Source organism: Bacteroides fluxus YIT 12057 (assembly GCF_000195635.1).
In the GTDB taxonomy this organism is placed as follows: domain Bacteria; phylum Bacteroidota; class Bacteroidia; order Bacteroidales; family Bacteroidaceae; genus Bacteroides; species Bacteroides fluxus.
This window is the reverse complement of the sequence record NZ_GL882623.1, coordinates 125,658-145,639: the sequence shown is the minus strand read 5'-3', so window position 1 is coordinate 145,639 and position 19,982 is coordinate 125,658. Positions and strand designations below refer to the sequence as shown.

General features: G+C 46.3%; 11 protein-coding genes. 4 read left to right on the top strand and 7 right to left on the bottom strand.

The features are described 5' to 3' along the window. The first annotated feature begins 15 nt into the window (after positions 1-15). The 4 genes from HMPREF9446_RS06380 (at position 16) to pelA (ending at position 7,367) form a co-directional block, all read left to right on the top strand. Positions 16-3,048 (top strand): efflux RND transporter permease subunit, encoded by a 3,033-nt coding sequence (locus tag HMPREF9446_RS06380; RefSeq protein WP_009124656.1) that lies wholly within the window; start codon positions 16-18, stop codon positions 3,046-3,048. Beyond that, positions 3,045-4,370 (top strand): TolC family protein, encoded by a 1,326-nt coding sequence (locus HMPREF9446_RS06375; protein WP_009124655.1) that lies wholly within the window; start codon positions 3,045-3,047, stop codon positions 4,368-4,370. Before HMPREF9446_RS06380 ends, HMPREF9446_RS06375 begins: the two co-directional genes overlap by 4 nt. Positions 4,371-4,517: 147 nt before the next feature. Next, complete coding sequence (locus HMPREF9446_RS06370) at positions 4,518-6,158, top strand: amino acid permease (RefSeq protein WP_009124654.1); 1,641 nt, start codon at positions 4,518-4,520, stop codon at positions 6,156-6,158. Positions 6,159-6,260: 102 nt separating this feature from the next. Further along, the gene (gene pelA, locus HMPREF9446_RS06365) at positions 6,261-7,367 is read left to right on the top strand and encodes a pectate lyase (protein ID WP_009124653.1); all 1,107 of its coding nucleotides are present in this window, start codon (positions 6,261-6,263) and stop codon (positions 7,365-7,367) included. A 35-nt stretch (positions 7,368-7,402) separates the two neighbouring features. On the opposite strand, the gene HMPREF9446_RS06360 is transcribed toward pelA, so the two are convergent. The 7 genes from HMPREF9446_RS06360 to HMPREF9446_RS06330 form a co-directional block, all read right to left on the bottom strand. Continuing rightward, positions 7,403-8,560 carry an acyltransferase gene (locus tag HMPREF9446_RS06360; protein ID WP_039968694.1) on the bottom strand — a complete coding sequence of 386 codons (1,158 nt, stop codon included), beginning with the start codon at positions 8,558-8,560 and terminating at the stop codon, positions 7,403-7,405. Positions 8,561-8,743: 183 nt separating this feature from the next. Next, on the bottom strand, positions 8,744-10,384 hold the full coding sequence (locus tag HMPREF9446_RS06355; protein WP_009124651.1) for a fumarate hydratase: 1,641 nt from the start codon (positions 10,382-10,384) through the stop codon (positions 8,744-8,746). 119 nt (positions 10,385-10,503) lie between these two features. After that, positions 10,504-12,489, bottom strand: a complete 1,986-nt coding sequence (locus HMPREF9446_RS06350) for a DUF4954 family protein (protein ID WP_009124650.1) — start codon at positions 12,487-12,489, stop codon at positions 10,504-10,506. Between the two features lie 52 nt (positions 12,490-12,541). Then, positions 12,542-13,798 carry a GTPase HflX gene (gene hflX, locus HMPREF9446_RS06345; protein ID WP_039968728.1) on the bottom strand — a complete coding sequence of 419 codons (1,257 nt, stop codon included), beginning with the start codon at positions 13,796-13,798 and terminating at the stop codon, positions 12,542-12,544. A 449-nt stretch (positions 13,799-14,247) separates the two neighbouring features. After that, entirely contained in the window at positions 14,248-15,120 is an 873-nt protein-coding gene (locus tag HMPREF9446_RS06340; RefSeq protein ID WP_009124647.1) for a hypothetical protein, read from the bottom strand. Positions 15,121-15,152: 32 nt separating this feature from the next. Next, on the bottom strand, positions 15,153-16,694 hold the full coding sequence (locus HMPREF9446_RS06335; RefSeq protein ID WP_039968692.1) for a RagB/SusD family nutrient uptake outer membrane protein: 1,542 nt from the start codon (positions 16,692-16,694) through the stop codon (positions 15,153-15,155). Between the two features lie 19 nt (positions 16,695-16,713). Further along, positions 16,714-19,668, bottom strand: a complete 2,955-nt coding sequence (locus HMPREF9446_RS06330) for a SusC/RagA family TonB-linked outer membrane protein (RefSeq protein WP_410510777.1) — start codon at positions 19,666-19,668, stop codon at positions 16,714-16,716. Between the last annotated feature and the right edge of the window lie 314 nt (positions 19,669-19,982).

Below are 19,982 nucleotides of genomic sequence, written 5' to 3'. Positions count from 1 at the left end.
TTATGAATTATCAACATGAATATATCCGAATTAAGTATACGCCGACCGGTACTCTCCACTGTACTGACGCTGATTATCCTGCTGTTTGGTTTCATCGGGTACAATTACCTCGGTGTCCGGGAATATCCATCGGTGGATAATCCCATCATCTCAGTATCCTGTTCCTATCCCGGTGCCAATGCAGATGTTATAGAGAACCAGATTACCGAGCCTCTGGAGCAGAACATCAACGGTATTCCGGGCATCCGTTCGCTCTCCAGTGTCAGCCAGCAGGGGCAAAGCCGTATCACAGTAGAATTTGAACTTTCCGTTGACCTGGAAACGGCAGCCAATGACGTACGCGACAAAGTTTCACGCGCCCAACGTTACCTTCCCCGCGACTGCGACCCTCCTACCGTATCTAAAGCTGATGCAGACGCTACCCCTATCCTCATGGTCGCCCTTCAAAGTGACAAGCGCTCCCTTCTGGAACTAAGCGAGATAGCCGACCTTACCGTAAAGGAGCAACTCCAGACCATCTCCGATGTCAGCAGTGTCAGTATTTGGGGAGAAAAGCGGTACTCCATGCGGCTTTGGCTGGATCCCGTCAAGATGTCCGGTTACGGTATTACCCCCATGGACGTAAAGAATGCCGTAGATAATGAAAATGTAGAACTCCCTTCCGGAAGTATCGAAGGGAATACAACCGAACTTACCATACGTACGCTAGGTTTGATGCATACAGCAGAGGAATTCAACAACCTGATCCTGAAAGAAGACGGTAACCGTATCGTCCGTTTCAGCGATATCGGACGTGCAGAGGTAGGCCCCGCCGACATTAAAAGTTACATGAAAATGAATGGCGTGCCCATGGTCGGTATAGTGGTCATCCCACAGCCCGGCGCCAACCACATCGAAATAGCCAATGCCGTGTACGACCGCATGGAGAAGATGCAAAAAGACCTCCCCGACGATGTGCACTACAATTATGGGTTTGATAACACCAAGTTCATCCGTGCTTCCATCGACGAAGTGAAACAGACTGTATATGAGGCGTTCGTATTGGTTATCATCATCATCTTCCTCTTCCTGCGCGACTGGCGCGTAACGCTTGTGCCTTGTATCGTAATCCCGGTTTCACTGATTGGCGCATTCTTTGTGATGTATCTGGCAGGCTTCTCCATCAATGTCCTTTCCATGCTCGCCGTAGTACTGGCAGTAGGCCTGGTGGTAGATGACGCTATCGTAATGACGGAGAATATCTATGTACGCATCGAGAAAGGAATGCCTCCTAAAGAAGCCGGAATCGAAGGAGCCAAGGAAATTTTCTTTGCCGTAATCTCCACTACCATCACGCTGGTGGCCGTATTCTTCCCCATCGTGTTCATGGAAGGCACCACCGGACGACTGTTCCGCGAATTCAGTCTGGTAGTCTCAGGATCGGTCATCATCTCTTCTTTCGCCGCATTGACATTCACTCCGATGCTCGCTACCAAGTTGCTGATCAAGAGAGAAAGACAAAGCTGGTTCTACCGCAAGACCGAACCGTTCTTCGAAGGGATGAACCGCATATACAGCCGCTCGCTGGCCACTTTCTTGAAACACCGCTGGATTGCCTTACCTTTTACGGCAGTGACTATCGCACTTATCGGATACCTGTGGAACACTATTCCTGCCGAAATGGCGCCTTTGGAAGACCGTTCGCAAATCAGCATCAATACGATGGGAGCTGAAGGAGTCACCTACGAATACATCCGTGACTACACGGAAGACATCAACCAGCTGGTAGATTCCATCATTCCGGACGCCGAGGCCGTCACCGCCCGTGTATCCAGCGGTAGCGGTAATGTACGCATCACCTTAAAAGACATGAAAGAGCGTGACTACACGCAGATGGAAGTTGCCGAAAAGCTGTCAAAAGCAGTACAGAAGAAGACAATGGCACGTTCCTTCGTCCAGCAGTCTTCTTCCTTTGGAGGACGTCGTGGAGGAATGCCCGTACAATATGTATTGCAGGCGACCAACCTTGAGAAACTGCAAGAAATATTGCCCAAGTTCATGACCAAGGTCTATGAAAGCCCGATATTCCAGATGGCGGACGTCAATCTGAAATTCAGTAAGCCCGAAGCCCGTATCAACATCAACCGTGACAAGGCAAGCATCATGGGAATCAGTACCAAAAATATCGCCCAAACTTTACAATACGGATTAAGCGGCCAGCGCATGGGGTATTTCTACATGAACGGAAAACAATACGAGATATTGGGAGAAATCAACCGCCAACAGCGTAACAAGCCTGCCGATCTGAAAGGGATTTATATCCGTAGCGACAAAGGAGACATGGTCCAGTTGGATAACCTCATTGAACTGACCGGCGGTATCGCTCCTCCGAAATTATACCGCTACAACCGTTTTGTTTCCGCCACTATCTCTGCCGGACTTGCCGACGGAAAAACGATCGGACAGGGTCTGGATGAAATGGACAAGATCGCCAAAGAAACATTGGACGACACGTTCCGTACGGCCCTTACCGGTGACTCCAAAGAGTATCGTGAAAGTTCTTCCAGCCTTATGTTTGCCTTTATCCTGGCTATCGTACTGATCTACCTGATTCTTGCCGCCCAGTTCGAAAGTTTCAAGGACCCGTTGATTATCATGCTGACAGTACCGCTCGCCATTGCCGGTGCCTTGATTTTCATGTATTTCAGCAACATCACCATGAACATCTTCAGCCAGATAGGGATTATCATGTTGATCGGGCTGGTGGCAAAGAACGGTATCCTTATCGTGGAATTCGCCAACCAAAAGCAGGAAGTGGGCGAAGACAAAATGCAGGCCATCAAAGATGCCTCCCTGCAACGCCTGCGCCCTATCCTGATGACCAGCGCCTCTACCATATTGGGATTGCTTCCATTGGCATTCGCTACCGGTGAAGGCTGCAACCAACGTATCGCCATGGGTACAGCCGTTGTGGGCGGAATGCTCGTATCCACCCTGCTGACGATGTACATCGTCCCTGCCATTTACAGCTATGTATCTACCAATCGAAGTAAACTGAAAACAGAATGAAACGTACAACTTTATTTTTGATAGCCATTACTTGTACCGTGCTTGCCCTGCAAGCACAGCCGGCACCCGTTTATACCTTAAAGTCTTGCCTGGAGCAGGGACTGCTGAACAACTACTCCTTACGCATTGCACGCAACGAGGAACAAGTCAGCAGGAACAATGCTACGCTGGGCAACGCCGGTTATCTGCCTACCCTTGACCTTTCTGCCGGTTACAAGGGAACACTGAACGACACTGAAACCAAAATCCGGGCTACCGGCGAAACCACCAAAGACCATGGTGTATTTGACCAGACCATGGATGCGGGTATCAACTTGAACTGGACTATCTTTGACGGTTTCAACATTACCGCCAATTACCAGAAACTGAAAGAGCTGGAACGTCAGGGTGAAACCAATACCCGTATTGCCATCGAAGACTTGGTAGCCAATATTGCGGCGGAATATTATAATTTCGTACAACAGAAAATCCGCTTGAAGAATTTCCGTTATGCTGTATCTCTGTCCAAGGAACGGTTGCGCATAGTGGAAGAACGTTATCATATAGGTAACTTTTCACGACTGGACTACCAGCAGGCTAAAGTTGACTTCAATGCAGACAGCGCCCAATACATGAAACAACAGGAGCTTCTGCACACCTCCCGGATTGAGTTGAACGAATTAATGGCAAACAAAGATGTAGATGAATTATTCATTATCCAGGACAGCCTCATCAGTATAGACAAGATCCTGAATTTCGATGAATTGTGGAACGCTACCTTGGCAATCAATGCTTCTCTGCTGCAATCAGAACAGAACCAGACATTGGCTCGCCTGGATTACAAAAAAGTGTGTTCCCGTGATTATCCGTATTTAAAACTGAACGGAGGATACGGCTATACCCTTAACAAATATGACATATCCGCCAACAGCCGCCGCAGCAACCTCGGACTGAACGTCGGAGTGACCGTAGGCTTCAATCTCTTCGACGGTAACCGCCGCCGCGAGCGCCGCAATGCCAGCATTGCCGTACAAAACGCCCGCCTGGAACGTGAACAAGTAGAGCAAACCTTGCGTGCCGACCTCAGCAACCTATGGCAGGCTTACCAGAACAATCTGCAGATGCTGAATCTGGAACGCCAGAATCTCATCGCCGCCAAAGAAAATCACGAGATAGCCATGGAACGTTATATGCTTGGAAACCTTTCCGGCATTGAAATGCGCGAAGCCCAAAAGAGTCTGCTGGATGCAGAGGAGCGTATCCTCTCTGCAGAGTATGATACTAAACTCTGCGAAATATCTCTGCTACAAATCAGCGGAAAAGTAATGCAATATTTAGAATAAACAGGCTTGTTTACTTTATTCTGTCTTCGGTTTGCACTATCTTTAGAGAAGAGAGGCTGTACCTTAACATAACTTTTTCATGCAAGCATGAAAGTTCTGTCTTCGGTTTGCACTATCTTTGCAGCCAATTATCAGAATTGAGACAGAATGGGATTATTCATCAGAAAACCTTTTGAAGCCCTCCAGGCAGAAGCGAACGCCTCCGGGGAAAAGACACTGAAACGCGTGCTCGGCCCTTGGAGCCTCGTTGCTCTGGGTGTGGGCGTCATCATTGGAGCAGGGTTATTTTCAATCACCGGAACAGTAGCAGCGGGATATACAGGTCCTGCCATCACCTTATCATTTGCCATCGCCGCATTGGGATGCTGTTTCGCAGGGCTCTGCTATGCAGAGTTCGCCTCCATGATTCCGGTGGCCGGCAGTGCATACACGTACTCATACGCCACCATGGGCGAACTCATTGCCTGGATCATAGGTTGGGATTTAGTATTGGAATATACAGTAGCCGCCACTACGGTCAGTATCAGCTGGAGCAGGTATCTCGTCGTTTTCCTGGAAGGACTGAATATCCATCTGCCCCAAGCACTCACAGCCTGCCCCTGGGACGGCGGCATTGTGAATATTCCTGCTTTCTTCATCGTAGTTCTCATGAGTCTCTTCCTCATGCGCGGCACAGAAGGCAGTTCTATTTTCAATGGTCTCGTAGTCTTTTTGAAAGTATCCGTCATATTGATATTCGTTGTATTGGGATGGCAATATATCAATACGGACAACTATACCCCTTATATTCCGGCCAACACTGGCGTCTTGGGAGAATACGGACTCTCCGGCATTCTGCGGGGAGCGGCAATCGTATTCTTCGCTTTCCTGGGATTCGATGCCGTAAGTACCGCCGCACAGGAAACCAAGAACCCGAAGCGGAACATGCCCATCGGCATCTTGGTATCCTTATTGGTCTGTACGGTACTATATATGGTCTTTGCCCATGTCATGACGGGAGTTACACATTACACCTCTTTCAGCGGACAACAAGGCATTGCCCCTGTAGCCATCGCCATCGAGCACATGGGGCAGGCAAATGCGGCAGGCGTAATCCAGCCTGACTATCCCTGGTTAAACCGTGCCATCGTACTGGCCATCCTGTTCGGTTACTGTTCTGTCATCATGGTAACTCTATTGGGGCAGAGCCGCGTATTTCTCAGCATGAGCCACGACGGGCTGCTGCCTCCGTTCTTCTCACATATCAATGAAAAGTTCCGCACCCCGGCACGCAGCAACTTTCTGTTCATGATCATAGTAGGTCTGCTGGCGGCTTTTGTTCCTGCACGGCTGGCGGGAGAAATGACAAGTATAGGCACCCTCATGGCTTTTACACTTGTGTGTGCAGCCGTATTGGTAGTCCGCAGGACCATGCCCGACGTACCCCGTTCATTCAAGACTCCTCTGGTACCGCTAATCCCCATATCAGGGATTCTCACTTGCCTCTGCATGATGCTCTTCCTGCCTGCCGACACATGGATACGCCTCGTCCTGTGGATGCTTATCGGTTTGGATATATATGTAGCCTATGGCATGAAACACAGCAAGCTGGAACATGGCGGCAATAACCGCCGGGGACAACCGGCACTGAACATGATCGGGCTTACGCTTGCTATCCTCTGCGTGATCACGGGATTGTGGCACCAGCAAACCGTAGGATGGAATGAAAGCAAAACACTGCTGATTATTTCGTTTGTTTTTGCTTTTACCCACTGCACCTATTACATGTGGAGGATGTGGAGAAAGTAATTATCCCAAAATTTCCTCCCATAAGGAACAAATATTCCCCCTGGTCATCCTAGTTTTTCGCTACTTTTGTTCGTAAAAAGTAATACTAAACATGTACATATTATGAAGCGAACTATTTTAATTTGTGCTTTCCTTGCTTGCCTGGCAGGAGCCAAAGCCCAGGAAACAACTACCTACAAAGAGAAGCGACCGTACAAAAGTTGGGTAAAGATGGCGCCTAAACTGGAAGACGCTTTCTTCCAAACTCCGGAGGCTGTCCGCATAGCCGACAACGTACTGCTGTACCAACAGACTACCGGAGGCTGGCCGAAGAATATTTATATGCCTGCCGAACTGAGCCAGCAAGAACTGGAAGACGTACTGCACGCCAAGGACGATGTCAACGCAAGTACCATCGACAATGGTGCCACAAGTACGGAAATCCGCTACCTGTCCCGCATCTACCTTGCCACACAGATAGACAAATACAAAGATGCCGCTCTCAACGGTATCCTATATATTCTGAACTCCCAATACCCCAACGGTGGTTTCCCACAGTTCTGGCCTCGTCCTAAAGGTTACTATACGCACATTACCTATAATGACAATGCCATGGTAAACGTGTTGAAGTTGCTAAAAGAGGTTTATGAAAAAAAGGCTCCTTATACGTATGTACCGGACAGCATCTGCCAAAAGGCACGTACGGCCTTCGACAAAGGGATAGAGTGCATCCTTAAAACACAGGTACGTCAAAACGGCAAACTTACCGTATGGTGTGCCCAGCACGATGAGCACACGCTTGCACCTGCCAAGGCACGTGCCTACGAACTGCCCTCATTAAGTGGTGCCGAATCGGACAACATTGTCTTGTTACTGATGTCAATCCCTGCCCCCTCACCGGAGATTATCGCTTCTGTCGAAGCGGCCGTGGAGTGGTTCAAAGCCAACAAAATCACCGGCATCATGCGAGAAGACTTCACAAACAGTGACGGCAAGAAGGATTATCGCATGGTTCCCTGCCCTCAAGACGATTATCCTTGTCCTACATTATGGGCACGCTTCTATACATTAGAAGATAACCGTCCCTTCTTCTGCGACCGCGACGGAGTGAAAAAATATGATATCTCTGAAATTGGTTACGAACGCCGGAACGGTTACAGCTGGTACAACAGCGACGGACTGAAAGTGATCAAGAAGTACGAACAGTGGAAGAAGAAATTGAGCAAATAATAAATTAGCGGCTTTGCCGCTAATTTTATTTTCATTTATCCCATCACCCACCTGGTCTTCTTGCCGAAACAACGATACGCCATCGACACTATAAACCAAGAGATGCCAAAAGCGACAACAGCCGCGCATGGAATCTGCAGGCAAATGGGGACTTGGAGTTCCCGCATCAGCACCACACTGGGTCCGGTAAAGAAATAATGTATCATATAAACACCAAACCCGCAAAGAGTCAGGTTTGCCAATGCCTTCCTGATCCGTTCCGAACGGAAATCAATCCGTTTGCAAAGCATGAACACAGGAACAGTCATCATGACCACATTCAAGGAACAATAGGTAAAGAACAGCTCCAACATCTCATCTGTATATTCCGGCAGGGCAGTCATGTGGCGGAAACCGAAGAATGTCACCGCATAACCCACCGCAAACATAGGGATTCCAATCCCTAAAAGCCGTCCGGTTGACCAATCATGGTTCCTCAAGTAATGCCCCAACAGCAGGTAGCCGTTAAATCCGGCAAAGTAATACAGCATACCGAATGAATTCCAGGAACATGTACCCCATAGATATGGAGCAGCAAACTCATTATAATAAGGTAACAGCAACGTCACTCCCCAAGCCGCAAGAAACCATAGCTTGGCACGTTCCGAAGCCTTCTCTACCCATGCGGAAAATATAGGAAGATAAAGATAAAGCCCTATCAACAAGTAGATATACCACATGTGCACATCCAACAGCGAGAAATTAAAAGGCATTTCGGCGATATAGCCCATACTCACCGCCAACGACTGCCGCATCACCTCTTCTCCCGAATAAGGGAAGAAATCAAGAATCACCCGCGGCTCCACTCCCAACAATCCCGTTATCCAGGGAAACAGGTTGTAGAGTACAGACCAAATAAGGAAAGGAAAGAATACACGGGGAATGCGCTTCTTATAGAAAGCCGAAGCCTCTCCTTTCACCGGCAGCAACAATGCCCCGGTAATCATAACGAAAAGTGGTACGCAAGGACGAAGCGCCGCCCCATAGACCGCTCCCCAGAACTTGATATCCACGATATCCGGTGAGGTGCCCGGATAAAAATTAAAAGGATCTGTACAATGGCAGCATACCACGGTGAACATGGCAACGAGCCGGACCACATCCAGCCAAACAACATGCTGTCCCGGGTTCTGTCGTGAGAGTGTTTGTCCCATATCATTCAGATTAATTATAATTAGCCCAACAAAGATAGGGATAAAAACGGGAATGAGAGTAAATGAATGCGAGAAAAGACCCAAACAACCGGCTTCCCCATTGGCAGAAATAAAAAAAGCCGTTCACGGAAGTTTCCGGAACGGCTCATTCTGCATGGACTGCAATACTATTTATATACAGGTTTATTTAGCACAATTCCAAGGCTTTAACTGCTTGAAGAAATCATTGCCTTTATCATCTACCAAGATAAATGCAGGAAAATCCTCTACCTCAATCTTCCAGATAGCCTCCATACCGAGTTCCGGATATTCCACACATTCAATGCTCTTGATGTTATTCTGTGCCAGGATGGCGGCAGGACCACCGATAGAACCGAGGTAGAAACCGCCATATTTCTTACAAGCATCCGTAACCTGTTGGCTACGATTGCCCTTGGCGAGCATAATCATGCTGCCTCCATGGCTCTGGAACAAATCAACGTACGGATCCATACGTCCGGCGGTAGTGGGCCCCATAGAACCGCAAGCCATACCTTGAGGAGTTTTGGCAGGGCCGGCATAATAGATAGGATGATCCTTGATATATTGTGGCAGGTCCTCACCACGGTCCAGACGTTCTTTCAATTTGGCATGTGCGATGTCACGGCCTACAATAATGGTTCCATTCAATGACAAGCGGGTAGCTACCGGATATTTGGTCAATTCTTTCAAGATATCAGCCATCGGTTGGTTCAAGTCAATCTTGACAACATCACCTTCACCTGCCTGGCGGAGTTCAGCCGGAATCAGTTCGCCCGGGTTATTGTCCAATTTTTCAATCCAGATACCCTCTTTGTTGATTTTGCATTTGATATTACGGTCTGCAGAACAGGAAACGCCCAAACCTACAGGACAAGAAGCGCCATGACGGGGTAAACGGATGATACGTATGTCGTGGGCCAAGTACTTACCACCAAACTGAGCACCGAGGCCAATCTTATGCGCTTCTGCCAGCACTTCCTTCTCCAGCTCAATATCGCGGAAAGCACGGCCATATTCATTACCAGTAGTAGGCAGGTTATCGTAGAAATGGGTAGAAGCCAGCTTCACGGTCAACAGGTTCTTCTCGGCAGATGTACCGCCGATAACGAATGCAATATGATAAGGAGGACAGGCAGCCGTACCCAAAGTCTTCATCTTTTCGACAAGGAAAGGAACAAGAGTGCCGGGATTCAGGATGGCCTTGGTTTCCTGGTAAAGATAAGTCTTGTTGGCCGATCCGCCACCTTTAGTCACGCAAAGGAATTCATACTCCATGCCTTCAGTAGCTTCGATATCAATCTGGGCCGGAAGGTTACATTTAGTGTTCACCTCATCATACATAGTAAGAGGGGCATTCTGGGAGTAGCGCAGGTTCTCTTCAGTATATGTTTTGTAAACACCCAACGAGAGAGCTTCCTCATCACAATAGCCCGTCCACACCTGCTGTCCTTTTTCGCCGTGGATAATGGCAGTACCGGTATCTTGACAGAAAGGAAGAACACCTTTGCACGCCACTTCGGCGTTACGCAGGAAGGTCAGCGCCACGTATTTGTCGTTTTCACTTGCCTCCGGGTCACTCAGAATCTTAGCAACCTGTTCGTTGTGTGCACGGCGCAGCATAAACGAAACATCACGGAAAGCCGCATTTGCCATAGCGGTCAAACCCTCTTTCTCAATCTTCAGAATAGGTTTTCCCTCAAACTCGCTTACCGACACGTAATCTTTCGTAAGCAGATAATACTCAGTAGTATCTTTCCCCTTCTCAAACATGGGCTGATACTTAAACGGAGGTGTTGTTGCCATAATTACTCGTTTATTTAATGTTTAAAAGTGATTCGTAGAGCAAAGGTAAGAAGTATTATTGAAATATTTCTTTAATTAGGGCAAAAATGATGCCGGAATACCGCACAAACCATGAGATATCACTGCACTGCCCGCATGCGCTGTATCAATTCGTCACCCAACGCCGTCTTTACTTCTATATGCTTCAGAACCGCCGTCACAAAAGGATTGCTTTCAAAATCACCGCGAACCTGCTCAAAGTCGAGCTCCTTCTCCAGACGCGAGCCATCGGCACCAAAGCCTGTCATGGAAGCCAGCGAGAATTCTTTCTTGGCATCTTCGTATACCATACGGTCCAAACCTACAACAGCTTCCTTCCACTTCTCCACAATGCGAATAATGTCATCTGCCGTTATATTCTCCGGATTGATACCATAGAATTCTTCCAGCTTCTCATAAGCCCATGTCCATTCGTAAGTATAGTAATTACCATGCATCTTTGCAAATTCCGCATTGATATACTTCAAGCGGTTTACCGTTCCCGATTCTATGCCGTCAATCAATGCGTCTATTTCACTTTTGGGAGCAATCAAGCCGGAAATGTCCACCCATTCACCGCTTCCGATGCCCGTGTCCGGTTTCAAGCGGGTACGTATTTCCTCATTGCTCCGGAAACTGATGCCCTCCAGGCGCTTGATGACAGAGTTACCAAGGAATTTATGGATCGCTATTTCATAGAAGCGAATACCTTTCACCAATGCCGAGTTACGGATTTTAGCACTATGGAAAGAATAAATATCAGAAAGTTCACCGGAAGCATGGCGCAAGTTCTTGAGCGTCTCACGTCCCTTGAACATCTTCTGTACAGTATAGGGACTAAGCAAATTGTAGTTGATATAGTCCAGTTTGTTGGTATCGGTACGTCCATCGCGTTTAGGCCACTTTTGCGCGTCACGGATAGTCCCTACACTACGCAGGTTGACACCCGGCACAAGATAGGTCGTATTGTTTTGCTCTATCAGATACGAAAAGGGCAGGTTGGAAGTATCGGAATGATTGACGTGGCGCCCCATCACCAGTGAAAAGGCCCCTACCCGCGCAGGCCACAAAATGTATGAATCGGAAGTGGTCTTGGCTCCCCGTTCCAAAGTACCCTGGTGAATCGGTCCCAACTTATACATGTGGTTGCTCTGGTTAGACCCCGAACCGGCATTCATAAACGAGAACATACCGGCTATCAGCAAGGTGGACTTATGGTGGGTCACCGTAAACGGTCCGGCAAAAATGGCGCAAGCCTCCCCGTTCTCTCCCTGGCAATTACTGAAAAACAAGGAGTCAGAGGCCGAATAATTATGTCCCAACTTACACGCCTGTCCTATGAAACAACGGCTTAGCATGGCGCCATCATCCACATGCGAACCGGAAGAAATTATAAAATCATCACAAATTACCCCGTGCCCAATGTGCACCGGAGCCATTTCGTTGCTATTGATACTCCCATTAGACAATCGGCAAGTTCCACAGATCCGGCAATAATCACCTATACGTACATTCTTGATGGATCCCGTATTCAGTATCATGACGTGGCTGCCGATGGTTCCTACAGAAGAGGCATGCTTATTGGAATAAAAATCAGTGATTTCCTTCATCCGTGCTATCAGCTCCGGACGATGACGGTAAAGTGCCAGAATATACGCCTGGTGCGCAGAGAGCTTGTCATTGATAAGCACCTCACGTCCGCCGGTTTCATTCAGCACAGACACTTCTACCCCGTTGCCAAACTTAGACACGCCGTCCACTAAAATGATATCTACATTTTCAATAAACGTATCCTGCCCGATTTCATAGTTAGCAATATAGTTCTGGATATTTTCTATACAGCAATTGCTTCCTACCGTTACATTATGAAGCGTGACATGGCGCAAACCGGAATGCTTCCTGATTCCTCCCGGCAAAGTGAATTCCGAATGGAACACCCCCAAACGCACCTCTCCCGAAAAACGGGTGTGATGTACAAATTCCGTTGTGAATTCTTCGGCAACGGTTACTTTCCCCCAATCATCTGCCAGACACGACTGGCTCTTCAGACGGAGAATCTCATCTTCCGTCAGATTTCTGTAGTTCATCCTTATAACGAGTTATGAGTTATGAGTCATGAGTTATAACTCACAACTAAAATTAAACTTCTTCTTCGTAGGTCTGATAAAGAAAGTCATTATAGGGGTACTTCTGTACGTGCAGTTCCTTTACACGCTGATAAACTACACTCTTCAGCTCCTCCATGTTGATTTTTTCACGGGCAGAGATAAAGAGGCAGTTATCCTCCATCTTTGCCATCCATGTCTTCATCAGTTCTTCAAGTGTCAAGTTTTCCTTGGTTCTGGGGGTAAGGTCGTCAGCCGCTTTCTCTATATAAGTATAAGCGTCTATCTTATTGAATACAAGAATCATGGGCTTACCGGCGGCACCGATATCTGCCAAAGTCTTGTTTACAACTTCTATCTGTTCTTCAAAATCGGGATGGGAAATATCTACGATATGCAACAGCAAATCAGCTTCACGTACTTCATCCAAGGTAGATTTGAAAGAATCTACCAGATCAGTGGGCAACTTACGGATAAAACCGACCGTATCGGACAACAGGAACGGCAGGTTCTCGATAATCACTTTACGCACCGTCGTGTCCAACGTTGCAAACAGTTTGTTTTCCGCAAAGACTTCACTCTTGGCAAGCAAGTTCATCAAAGTAGATTTGCCGACATTGGTATATCCCACCAGTGCCACACGAATCATTCGCCCGCGGTTCTTCCGTTGTGTGGATTTCTGCTTATCAATCTCCGCCAGACGTTCTTTCAACAGCGACATACGGTTCAGGATGATACGACGGTCCATCTCCAACTGGGTTTCACCCGGACCACGAAGCCCTACGGAACCTTTACCGCCACCGGCTCCGGAACCGCCACCCTGGCGTTCCAAGTGGGTCCACAAACGTTGCAACCGGGGAAGCATATACTTATACTGTGCCAGTTCTACCTGTGTCTTGGCATTGGCAGTCTGCGCACGCATCGCAAAGATATCGAGAATGAGTGAAGTACGGTCCAATATCTTTATCTTCAACTCCGCCTCAATGTTACGTATCTGTTTTGCGGAGAGCTCATCATCGAAAATCACCATACCGACTTCACGCTCCGCTTCCTCTTCGCCCTTGATATATTCTTTTATCTCTTCCAGTTTACCCTTGCCTACATAGGTCACCGAGTTTGCCTGATCTAGCTTTTGAGTAAATCGTCTGACAACTTCCGCCCCGGCTGTCTCAGCCAAGAATGCCAGCTCATCGAGGTATTCGTTAGTCCTGCGCTCATCTTGGGTTTTCGTGATGAGTCCTACCAATACCGCCGTTTCTGCCTGGACTTCGGAGATTATAAATTCTTTCATAGCCATAGTTTCTACACCTTATTATATATATTATACCATTTATGTTCCTGGTGGCAAATATAACGATTTTCATAGAATTTTGTTGGACATTCTTTTAATTCTTCATCCTTATACCTATAAATCGAATAGAACACGGTTCTTCTTATTCTGCTTTACAACTTTATATTACAGAGATTTCTTCACTACTACGAGGTACATCCTCACACTTTAGCCTTATATCTGATTTCAGTTCGCCTAGTCAGACTTTTGCCGCAAGTTTCCTTCAGATTCCACATCACTATGGACCTCCTTGCTTTTGGTTACACGATTCCCACTATTAGGGTTCGTCAAGGACTTACCCCCGTAAGATTACGCCCATGCCAAGCGTACAACACAAACAGGAGAAGACAATGGGATTGTCTTCTCCTGTCCAATATTCATTTTAGGATTACAGATAAATCCTATATCGCTTACGGCAATGTCAAACCGCCACCGGCAGTAATCGTATAAATATCTCCTCCCATAGCAACAAACAATGCACCAAAATCAATGTCCTTACCCACTTTAGTACCGAAATCTCCCGGGTAACCGACATTTTGCGTTGAACCCGCCATGAATTCACCGTAATCCCAGGCAAAGCCCAACTTCTGATTGGCCAAAGACACCTTATCCGGATTACTTGCGTTGATTTTCACATAGCAAGGGTCAATGGTTACTTCGCTTTCTTCTACCCACGGACATTTTCCATATCCATAAGGATTAATAACACGATACATGCCGGACAATTCTACAGCTTCTTCTACTTCCACTTCCCAAGTTACACCGACAGGTACACCAAACAGCGAGCAAACGATGCCATCTTTCCAAACGCCTGTTCCAATCGGCTTCCAACTATAATCTTTCGTTACCGACATAGTAGCTACCGTAGATCCACTCAACGCCACACCATCTGTTTCAACCGTCAGTTCTATTTTCACATGGTCTCCTACAGCCAGCGGCTCGGCATTGACCGTAACTTGGGCAATACCGGAATCCGCATCAAAATTGTAGTTACTTACAGAGTAACCTTCTTGAGGAATTTTTGTTTTTCCGTCAGAGGCCAACTTATAGGCGAAAAGAGCAATGTTTCCGGAAGCAGGCTCGCCAAGTTTCGCACGATACAAATCTACGGTAAAATCAGGTTTTCCCACCGTTACAACCTGATCAGCCAAAGCTGAAGTTCCAAAGCTGAAACTTTGTTCGTCTGCCTTGTAAATAGCACCTTCCTGCTCTGTGTTACAACCGACAAACAGGATAGCAGTCAGCAACAACAAGGATGCTAAAGTTTTATTTAAATATTTCATGATTTATACTGTTAATATTAATACATCTTCGATTATTTATAGTCTCCCGTAGGGTTTTGGTCACTTTCAGGATCCATGTTCACGTTCCCGTCAAATTCACTTTGCGGAATTGTCAACACCCACATATAACATTCAGGGTCGTTAGTAGGACGGTTACCCAGCAACGCATCCTTCGGCCACCCCATTGCAGAGGTACGACGGAAACCTTGTTTCAAGCGGCGAAGGTCGTAGATACGTCCGGTTTCTCCCCACAGTTCAATACGACGTTGCGTAATGATTTCTTCGAGCAGCGAACCCGTTTCGTCCGAAGAGAGTACTCCTAAAGCCGTACCGCTTTTCTCACATTTATAATTTTTGTCACGCTTTGCCATGAGTGCCATCAAGTCTTTTATGGCATTGGCCTCTTCAGCACCACCCAAACGGCATTCAGCCTCAGCGGCAATCAAGTACATCTCTTCTACGCGCATCCACACGTAGTCGCCCATCCAAGTCTTAATATCAGAGAACTTAAACTTTTCTTGTTGGTAACCACCGTTTTCATTCGCTTTGTCGGCAGGATTCCACCAAACCTTACGGGCATCTTCGCTCCCCATCTTAGCATAAAGTTCTTTATTAATTTGCTTCAAGGCACTTTGCCCATATTTGCCTGCCGAAGCATCCATGTGTGAGAAAAAGCTGGCATACATACCTGACTGGTCGGCAATAATTTCCGCTCCCCACATCACATTTTTAGCCTTAGTGCTATTCACGCCTTTAAACTGATCTACCGGAATAATCACACATCCGCTAGCCTTAATCGCCTCATGAGCAGCTTCTTTAGCCGTATTCCATTCTTCCATTACCAGCGCAATGCGCGCCTTGATACCTAAAGCCACGGCATATCCCATGTGGCTGATATGTTTCGTCTTGGTACCTTCCAAGAGTTCAACAGCTTTATCTATATCAGAAGTGATCTGATCGTAAACAGCTTGTACTGTCGCACGAGGCTGACCTTCAGTACCAGCTACAGTAGGTTCTGTATAGATAGGGCAACAAGGTTCCGTTTCATGCCCTTTGTAAGTGCGGGCAAAACTCTGCGCCAACATAAAATAAGAGTAAGCACGAATGGCGTATGCCTGACCGATTACATAGTTTACATCAGCGGTAGCGCCCCCCATCGTTGTTTCGGCTGCCAAAATATAGTTGGCATTCGACACCCAAGTGTAGTAAGCATTCCATAAATCATAAGAGCGCCATGACTTTGAAGTGTATCTCGGCTTTACATTGTAAAGGCAATCGTACCAGAACCAACCACTGCCTTGATCGGCCATAATATGGTCCTCACCCATAACATCCGCCATCAAGGTGTACGCCGAAATGCCAAAAGCTTGGTGAGTATTTCCCGAAGGTGACCAAGCCGAATACATGGAGCGATACACCCCATTCAAAGGAACCAAGGCCGAAGAAGCGTTGCTCAACAAGCCATCACCCGACATTGAGTCGGTGGGAAATGTCTCTAAAGCGCCATCCAAGCAAGAAGTCAACGTACCACAGGAGAGCAGCCCTACAAACATATATTTAAATATAGATTTCATTGTTATATCAGTTTAGAAGTTAGAAATTAATATCAAAACCTACAGACCAAGTCTTGTTAGGAGAATAAGCATAATCCGTCTGACCGGAGAAGTTGTATTGCGGATCCATACCGTCCAGATGAGTAAACAGTGCCAAGTTATCTACCGAAGTAAATATACGTACCGAGTTCAGTTTAACTTTATTCATCCACGCCTTCGGCAACGTATATCCCAACGTGATGTTCTTGATAGAGAAATAAGAAGCATCCACCAAGAAGCGGTTGGTAGTCGTTGACTTTCCACCTACCTCAATACGAGGAACATCCGTTACGTCTCCCGGCTTCTGCCAGCGACGCAGAGCGTGTTTGTTCCAGTTGGCGTTATAATACATATTGTTCATCGAGCCTTGATACAATCCGTCAAACACTTTGCCGCCAATGGAGTAAGTGGTCAGTATATTCAAGTCGAATCCTTTCCAAGACAAGTCCGTAGCGATGCTTCCATACAAATCGGGAATACGATTACCCTGATAATATTTGCTGTTGGCAGCCTTGGTGTAGTCACTGCTGATACGTTCGTTCACGATATTACCGTGTTCATCCTTATCGTACACCCAATAGAGCTGTGCACCGGTTGCGGGATCAACGCCTGCCGACTTCGCCATATAGAATGTATTGATGGGTGAACCTTCTTTGGTACTGTAAATGCCCGAGATAATTTCGGGAGTCTCGCCGGTCAATTTCAGCACTTTGTTCTTTACATGAGAACCCATCAACGTAATGTTCCATTTCACATCGTTAGTTCTGATGGGGCTGATTTTGATTTCTGCTTCCACACCGGAATTGCGCATATCACCTACGTTGGCGTTGTAGCCATTGAATCCCGTAGAAGTAGCCATGGGATAAGAAAGCAGCATGTTCTTGGTTTTACGGTTGAAATACTCCACACTCAAGTTGATAAAGTCGTCAAACAGACTGGCCTCTACCCCGACATTGAAGTTGCCATTCTTTTCCCAAGAAACATTTTTATTTTCCAAAGAGCTGACCATACCACCGATTTGGGAGGCATTGGCCCAACTCAAGTCATACAAGCTCTGCCAAGCATACAGGCTACCTATATTATCATTACCTTGCTCACCGTAACTTACTTTCAATGAAAGATTTTTCACCCATTCCACGTCTTCCATAAAAGCTTCACGGGAGATGCGCCAGTTACCGCCCAACGACCAGAAAGTACCCCAACGGTTGTCTTTATAGAAACGGGAAGAGCCGTCTGTACGCAAAGAAGCAGAGAAATAATATTTCTCGTCATAGTTGTAGTTAAAACGCCCCAACCATGATTCTATTCTATAATTATTGGTATAAGAATCCGCACTATAAAGAGTTGTACCCGGACGCAATTCAAGAATACCGTCAACCAGGTTGGTCTTTCCCGCATTCATATATTCATATTTGTATGCATAGAATTCGTGACCAGCCAAAAGGTCAAAATTGTGCATGCCGAACGAACGGTTCCACGTCAGCAATTGATTGAAGGTATAACTCTGCATACGAGTATTATACTTCATCAATAAACCACCGGCAGTAGCTTGATTACCGTGGTGCATATTCATATATGCTTTTTGTAGCTGATTGCGATAATCCACACCGAAATTCAAAGCAAGCTTCAGACCTTTAAATATCCCAAAATTATCGCTGTCCGAACCAAATGTCAATCCGGTACGCACACTGGCTACGTCATTTTTCACATCCGATTTATCATCGAGCAAACCACCCAGCGGGTTATAGTCGTTGTAACTGCCCGGACGTCCGTTTTCACCATAATCCAACTGCGGTCTGCCATCCTCACCCAATATGTTTTTCCCTTCCAGGTCTTTCATATACATAGGGAACAAAGGAGAAACAAACTGCGCCGAGTACCATACATTTGATACCGAACTCCCGGAATAATCGCTGAAGTTCTGCAAAGAGTGAGCCAACGAAGTGTTCAAATTAGCCGTAAACCAATCGGTTACAGTAGAACTGACGTTAGCACGTGCGTTGTAACGTTGAAAACCGGTAGAGGTCAGAATACCATCTTCATTTAAGTAACCCAAAGAAAACATATATTTCGTTTTTTCGTTACCACCACTCAAAGACAGCTGATGTTCATGGCGGAACGCATCATTCTTCTGCAAAGCGTCCATCCAGCTTTCATTCCATGCAGATTGAGCATCTGCTTGTACCTGACCGGTTTCCGGATTGATAATCTCATTCCAAGCATAGTTTTTGAAAGGATTGTAGCGTTCACCACCGAGCGTGGCACCCAAACGTTCGCGGGCCGTGCTTTCAGCATTGGCCCATGAATAGCCGTTTTCAAACACATAGCCATTGCGCAATGCTTCATAGCTCAATTGGACGAACTCTTTTTGGTCGAGCATATCATATTCCTTAATGGCACGCGAAGCCCATCCTACAGTAGAACGTAAGTTTACTTGCGTTTTGCCTTCTTTACCTTTCTTAGTAGTAATCATCACCACACCATTGGCACCGCGGGCACCGTAAAGAGCACCTGCCGACGCATCTTTCAGAATAGTCATGGTTTCAATATCAGAAGGGTTGATAGAGCTTAAAGAACCATCAAAAGGAATACCGTCCACTACATACAACGGATTTTTTGAGGCATTGATAGAACCAAAACCGCGAATCACCACCGAGGAAGATTCACCGGGCTGTCCGGAACCGGAAGTAGTCAAGACACCAGTAGTTTGTCCTTCCAAGCCTTTAGTAACATTCGTAATGGGACGAGATGCCAGTTTCTTGCTGTCAATGGTAGAGGCCGAACCCGTAAAAGATGATTTTTTGGCTGTACCATAAGCTACTACCATTACCTCATCAAGCAACTCAGAATCAGACTTAAGCAACACTTTCATATTAGGCTTAATAGCAAGCTCTTGCGTACGCATACCTACAAAAGAAATCACCAAAGTTTTCGCGGAACTACAATATAGGTATATTATTGATTTTCAATATAGTAAAAGGATAGTCAAATACTATTTTCATATACTTAACCTTGCTTATAAGGCTGTATAGATAGGTATATAAATAATAAACTCCTACCGAACTTCTACTATAATATTAGATAATAACCTTATTATTAACATGTTAAAGTCGGTTTTCAAGGAAACACATCTATCAGCAACATACTTGCCATTTTTATAAGGAGTAATTTCTAAAAATAAATTACTTGATTTATCATTAACAGTCTTTTCAGTTCTTTATTTTGATAACATTTCCTTAGTTGTTAATTTTATTTCCAGCACTAATTATT

Coding starts and splice junctions, on each gene's coding strand:
- HMPREF9446_RS06335 (WP_039968692.1), bottom strand. CDS start 16,694: ATGAAATCTATATTTAAATATATGTTTGTAGGGCTGCTCTCCTGTGGT.
- hflX (WP_039968728.1), bottom strand. CDS start 13,798: ATGAAAGAATTTATAATCTCCGAAGTCCAGGCAGAAACGGCGGTATTG.
- HMPREF9446_RS06375 (WP_009124655.1), top strand. CDS start 3,045: ATGAAACGTACAACTTTATTTTTGATAGCCATTACTTGTACCGTGCTT.
- HMPREF9446_RS06370 (WP_009124654.1), top strand. CDS start 4,518: ATGGGATTATTCATCAGAAAACCTTTTGAAGCCCTCCAGGCAGAAGCG.
- HMPREF9446_RS06350 (WP_009124650.1), bottom strand. CDS start 12,489: ATGAACTACAGAAATCTGACGGAAGATGAGATTCTCCGTCTGAAGAGC.
- HMPREF9446_RS06340 (WP_009124647.1), bottom strand. CDS start 15,120: ATGAAATATTTAAATAAAACTTTAGCATCCTTGTTGTTGCTGACTGCT.
- HMPREF9446_RS06360 (WP_039968694.1), bottom strand. CDS start 8,560: ATGGGACAAACACTCTCACGACAGAACCCGGGACAGCATGTTGTTTGG.
- HMPREF9446_RS06355 (WP_009124651.1), bottom strand. CDS start 10,384: ATGGCAACAACACCTCCGTTTAAGTATCAGCCCATGTTTGAGAAGGGG.
- HMPREF9446_RS06380 (WP_009124656.1), top strand. CDS start 16: ATGAATATATCCGAATTAAGTATACGCCGACCGGTACTCTCCACTGTA.
- pelA (WP_009124653.1), top strand. CDS start 6,261: ATGAAGCGAACTATTTTAATTTGTGCTTTCCTTGCTTGCCTGGCAGGA.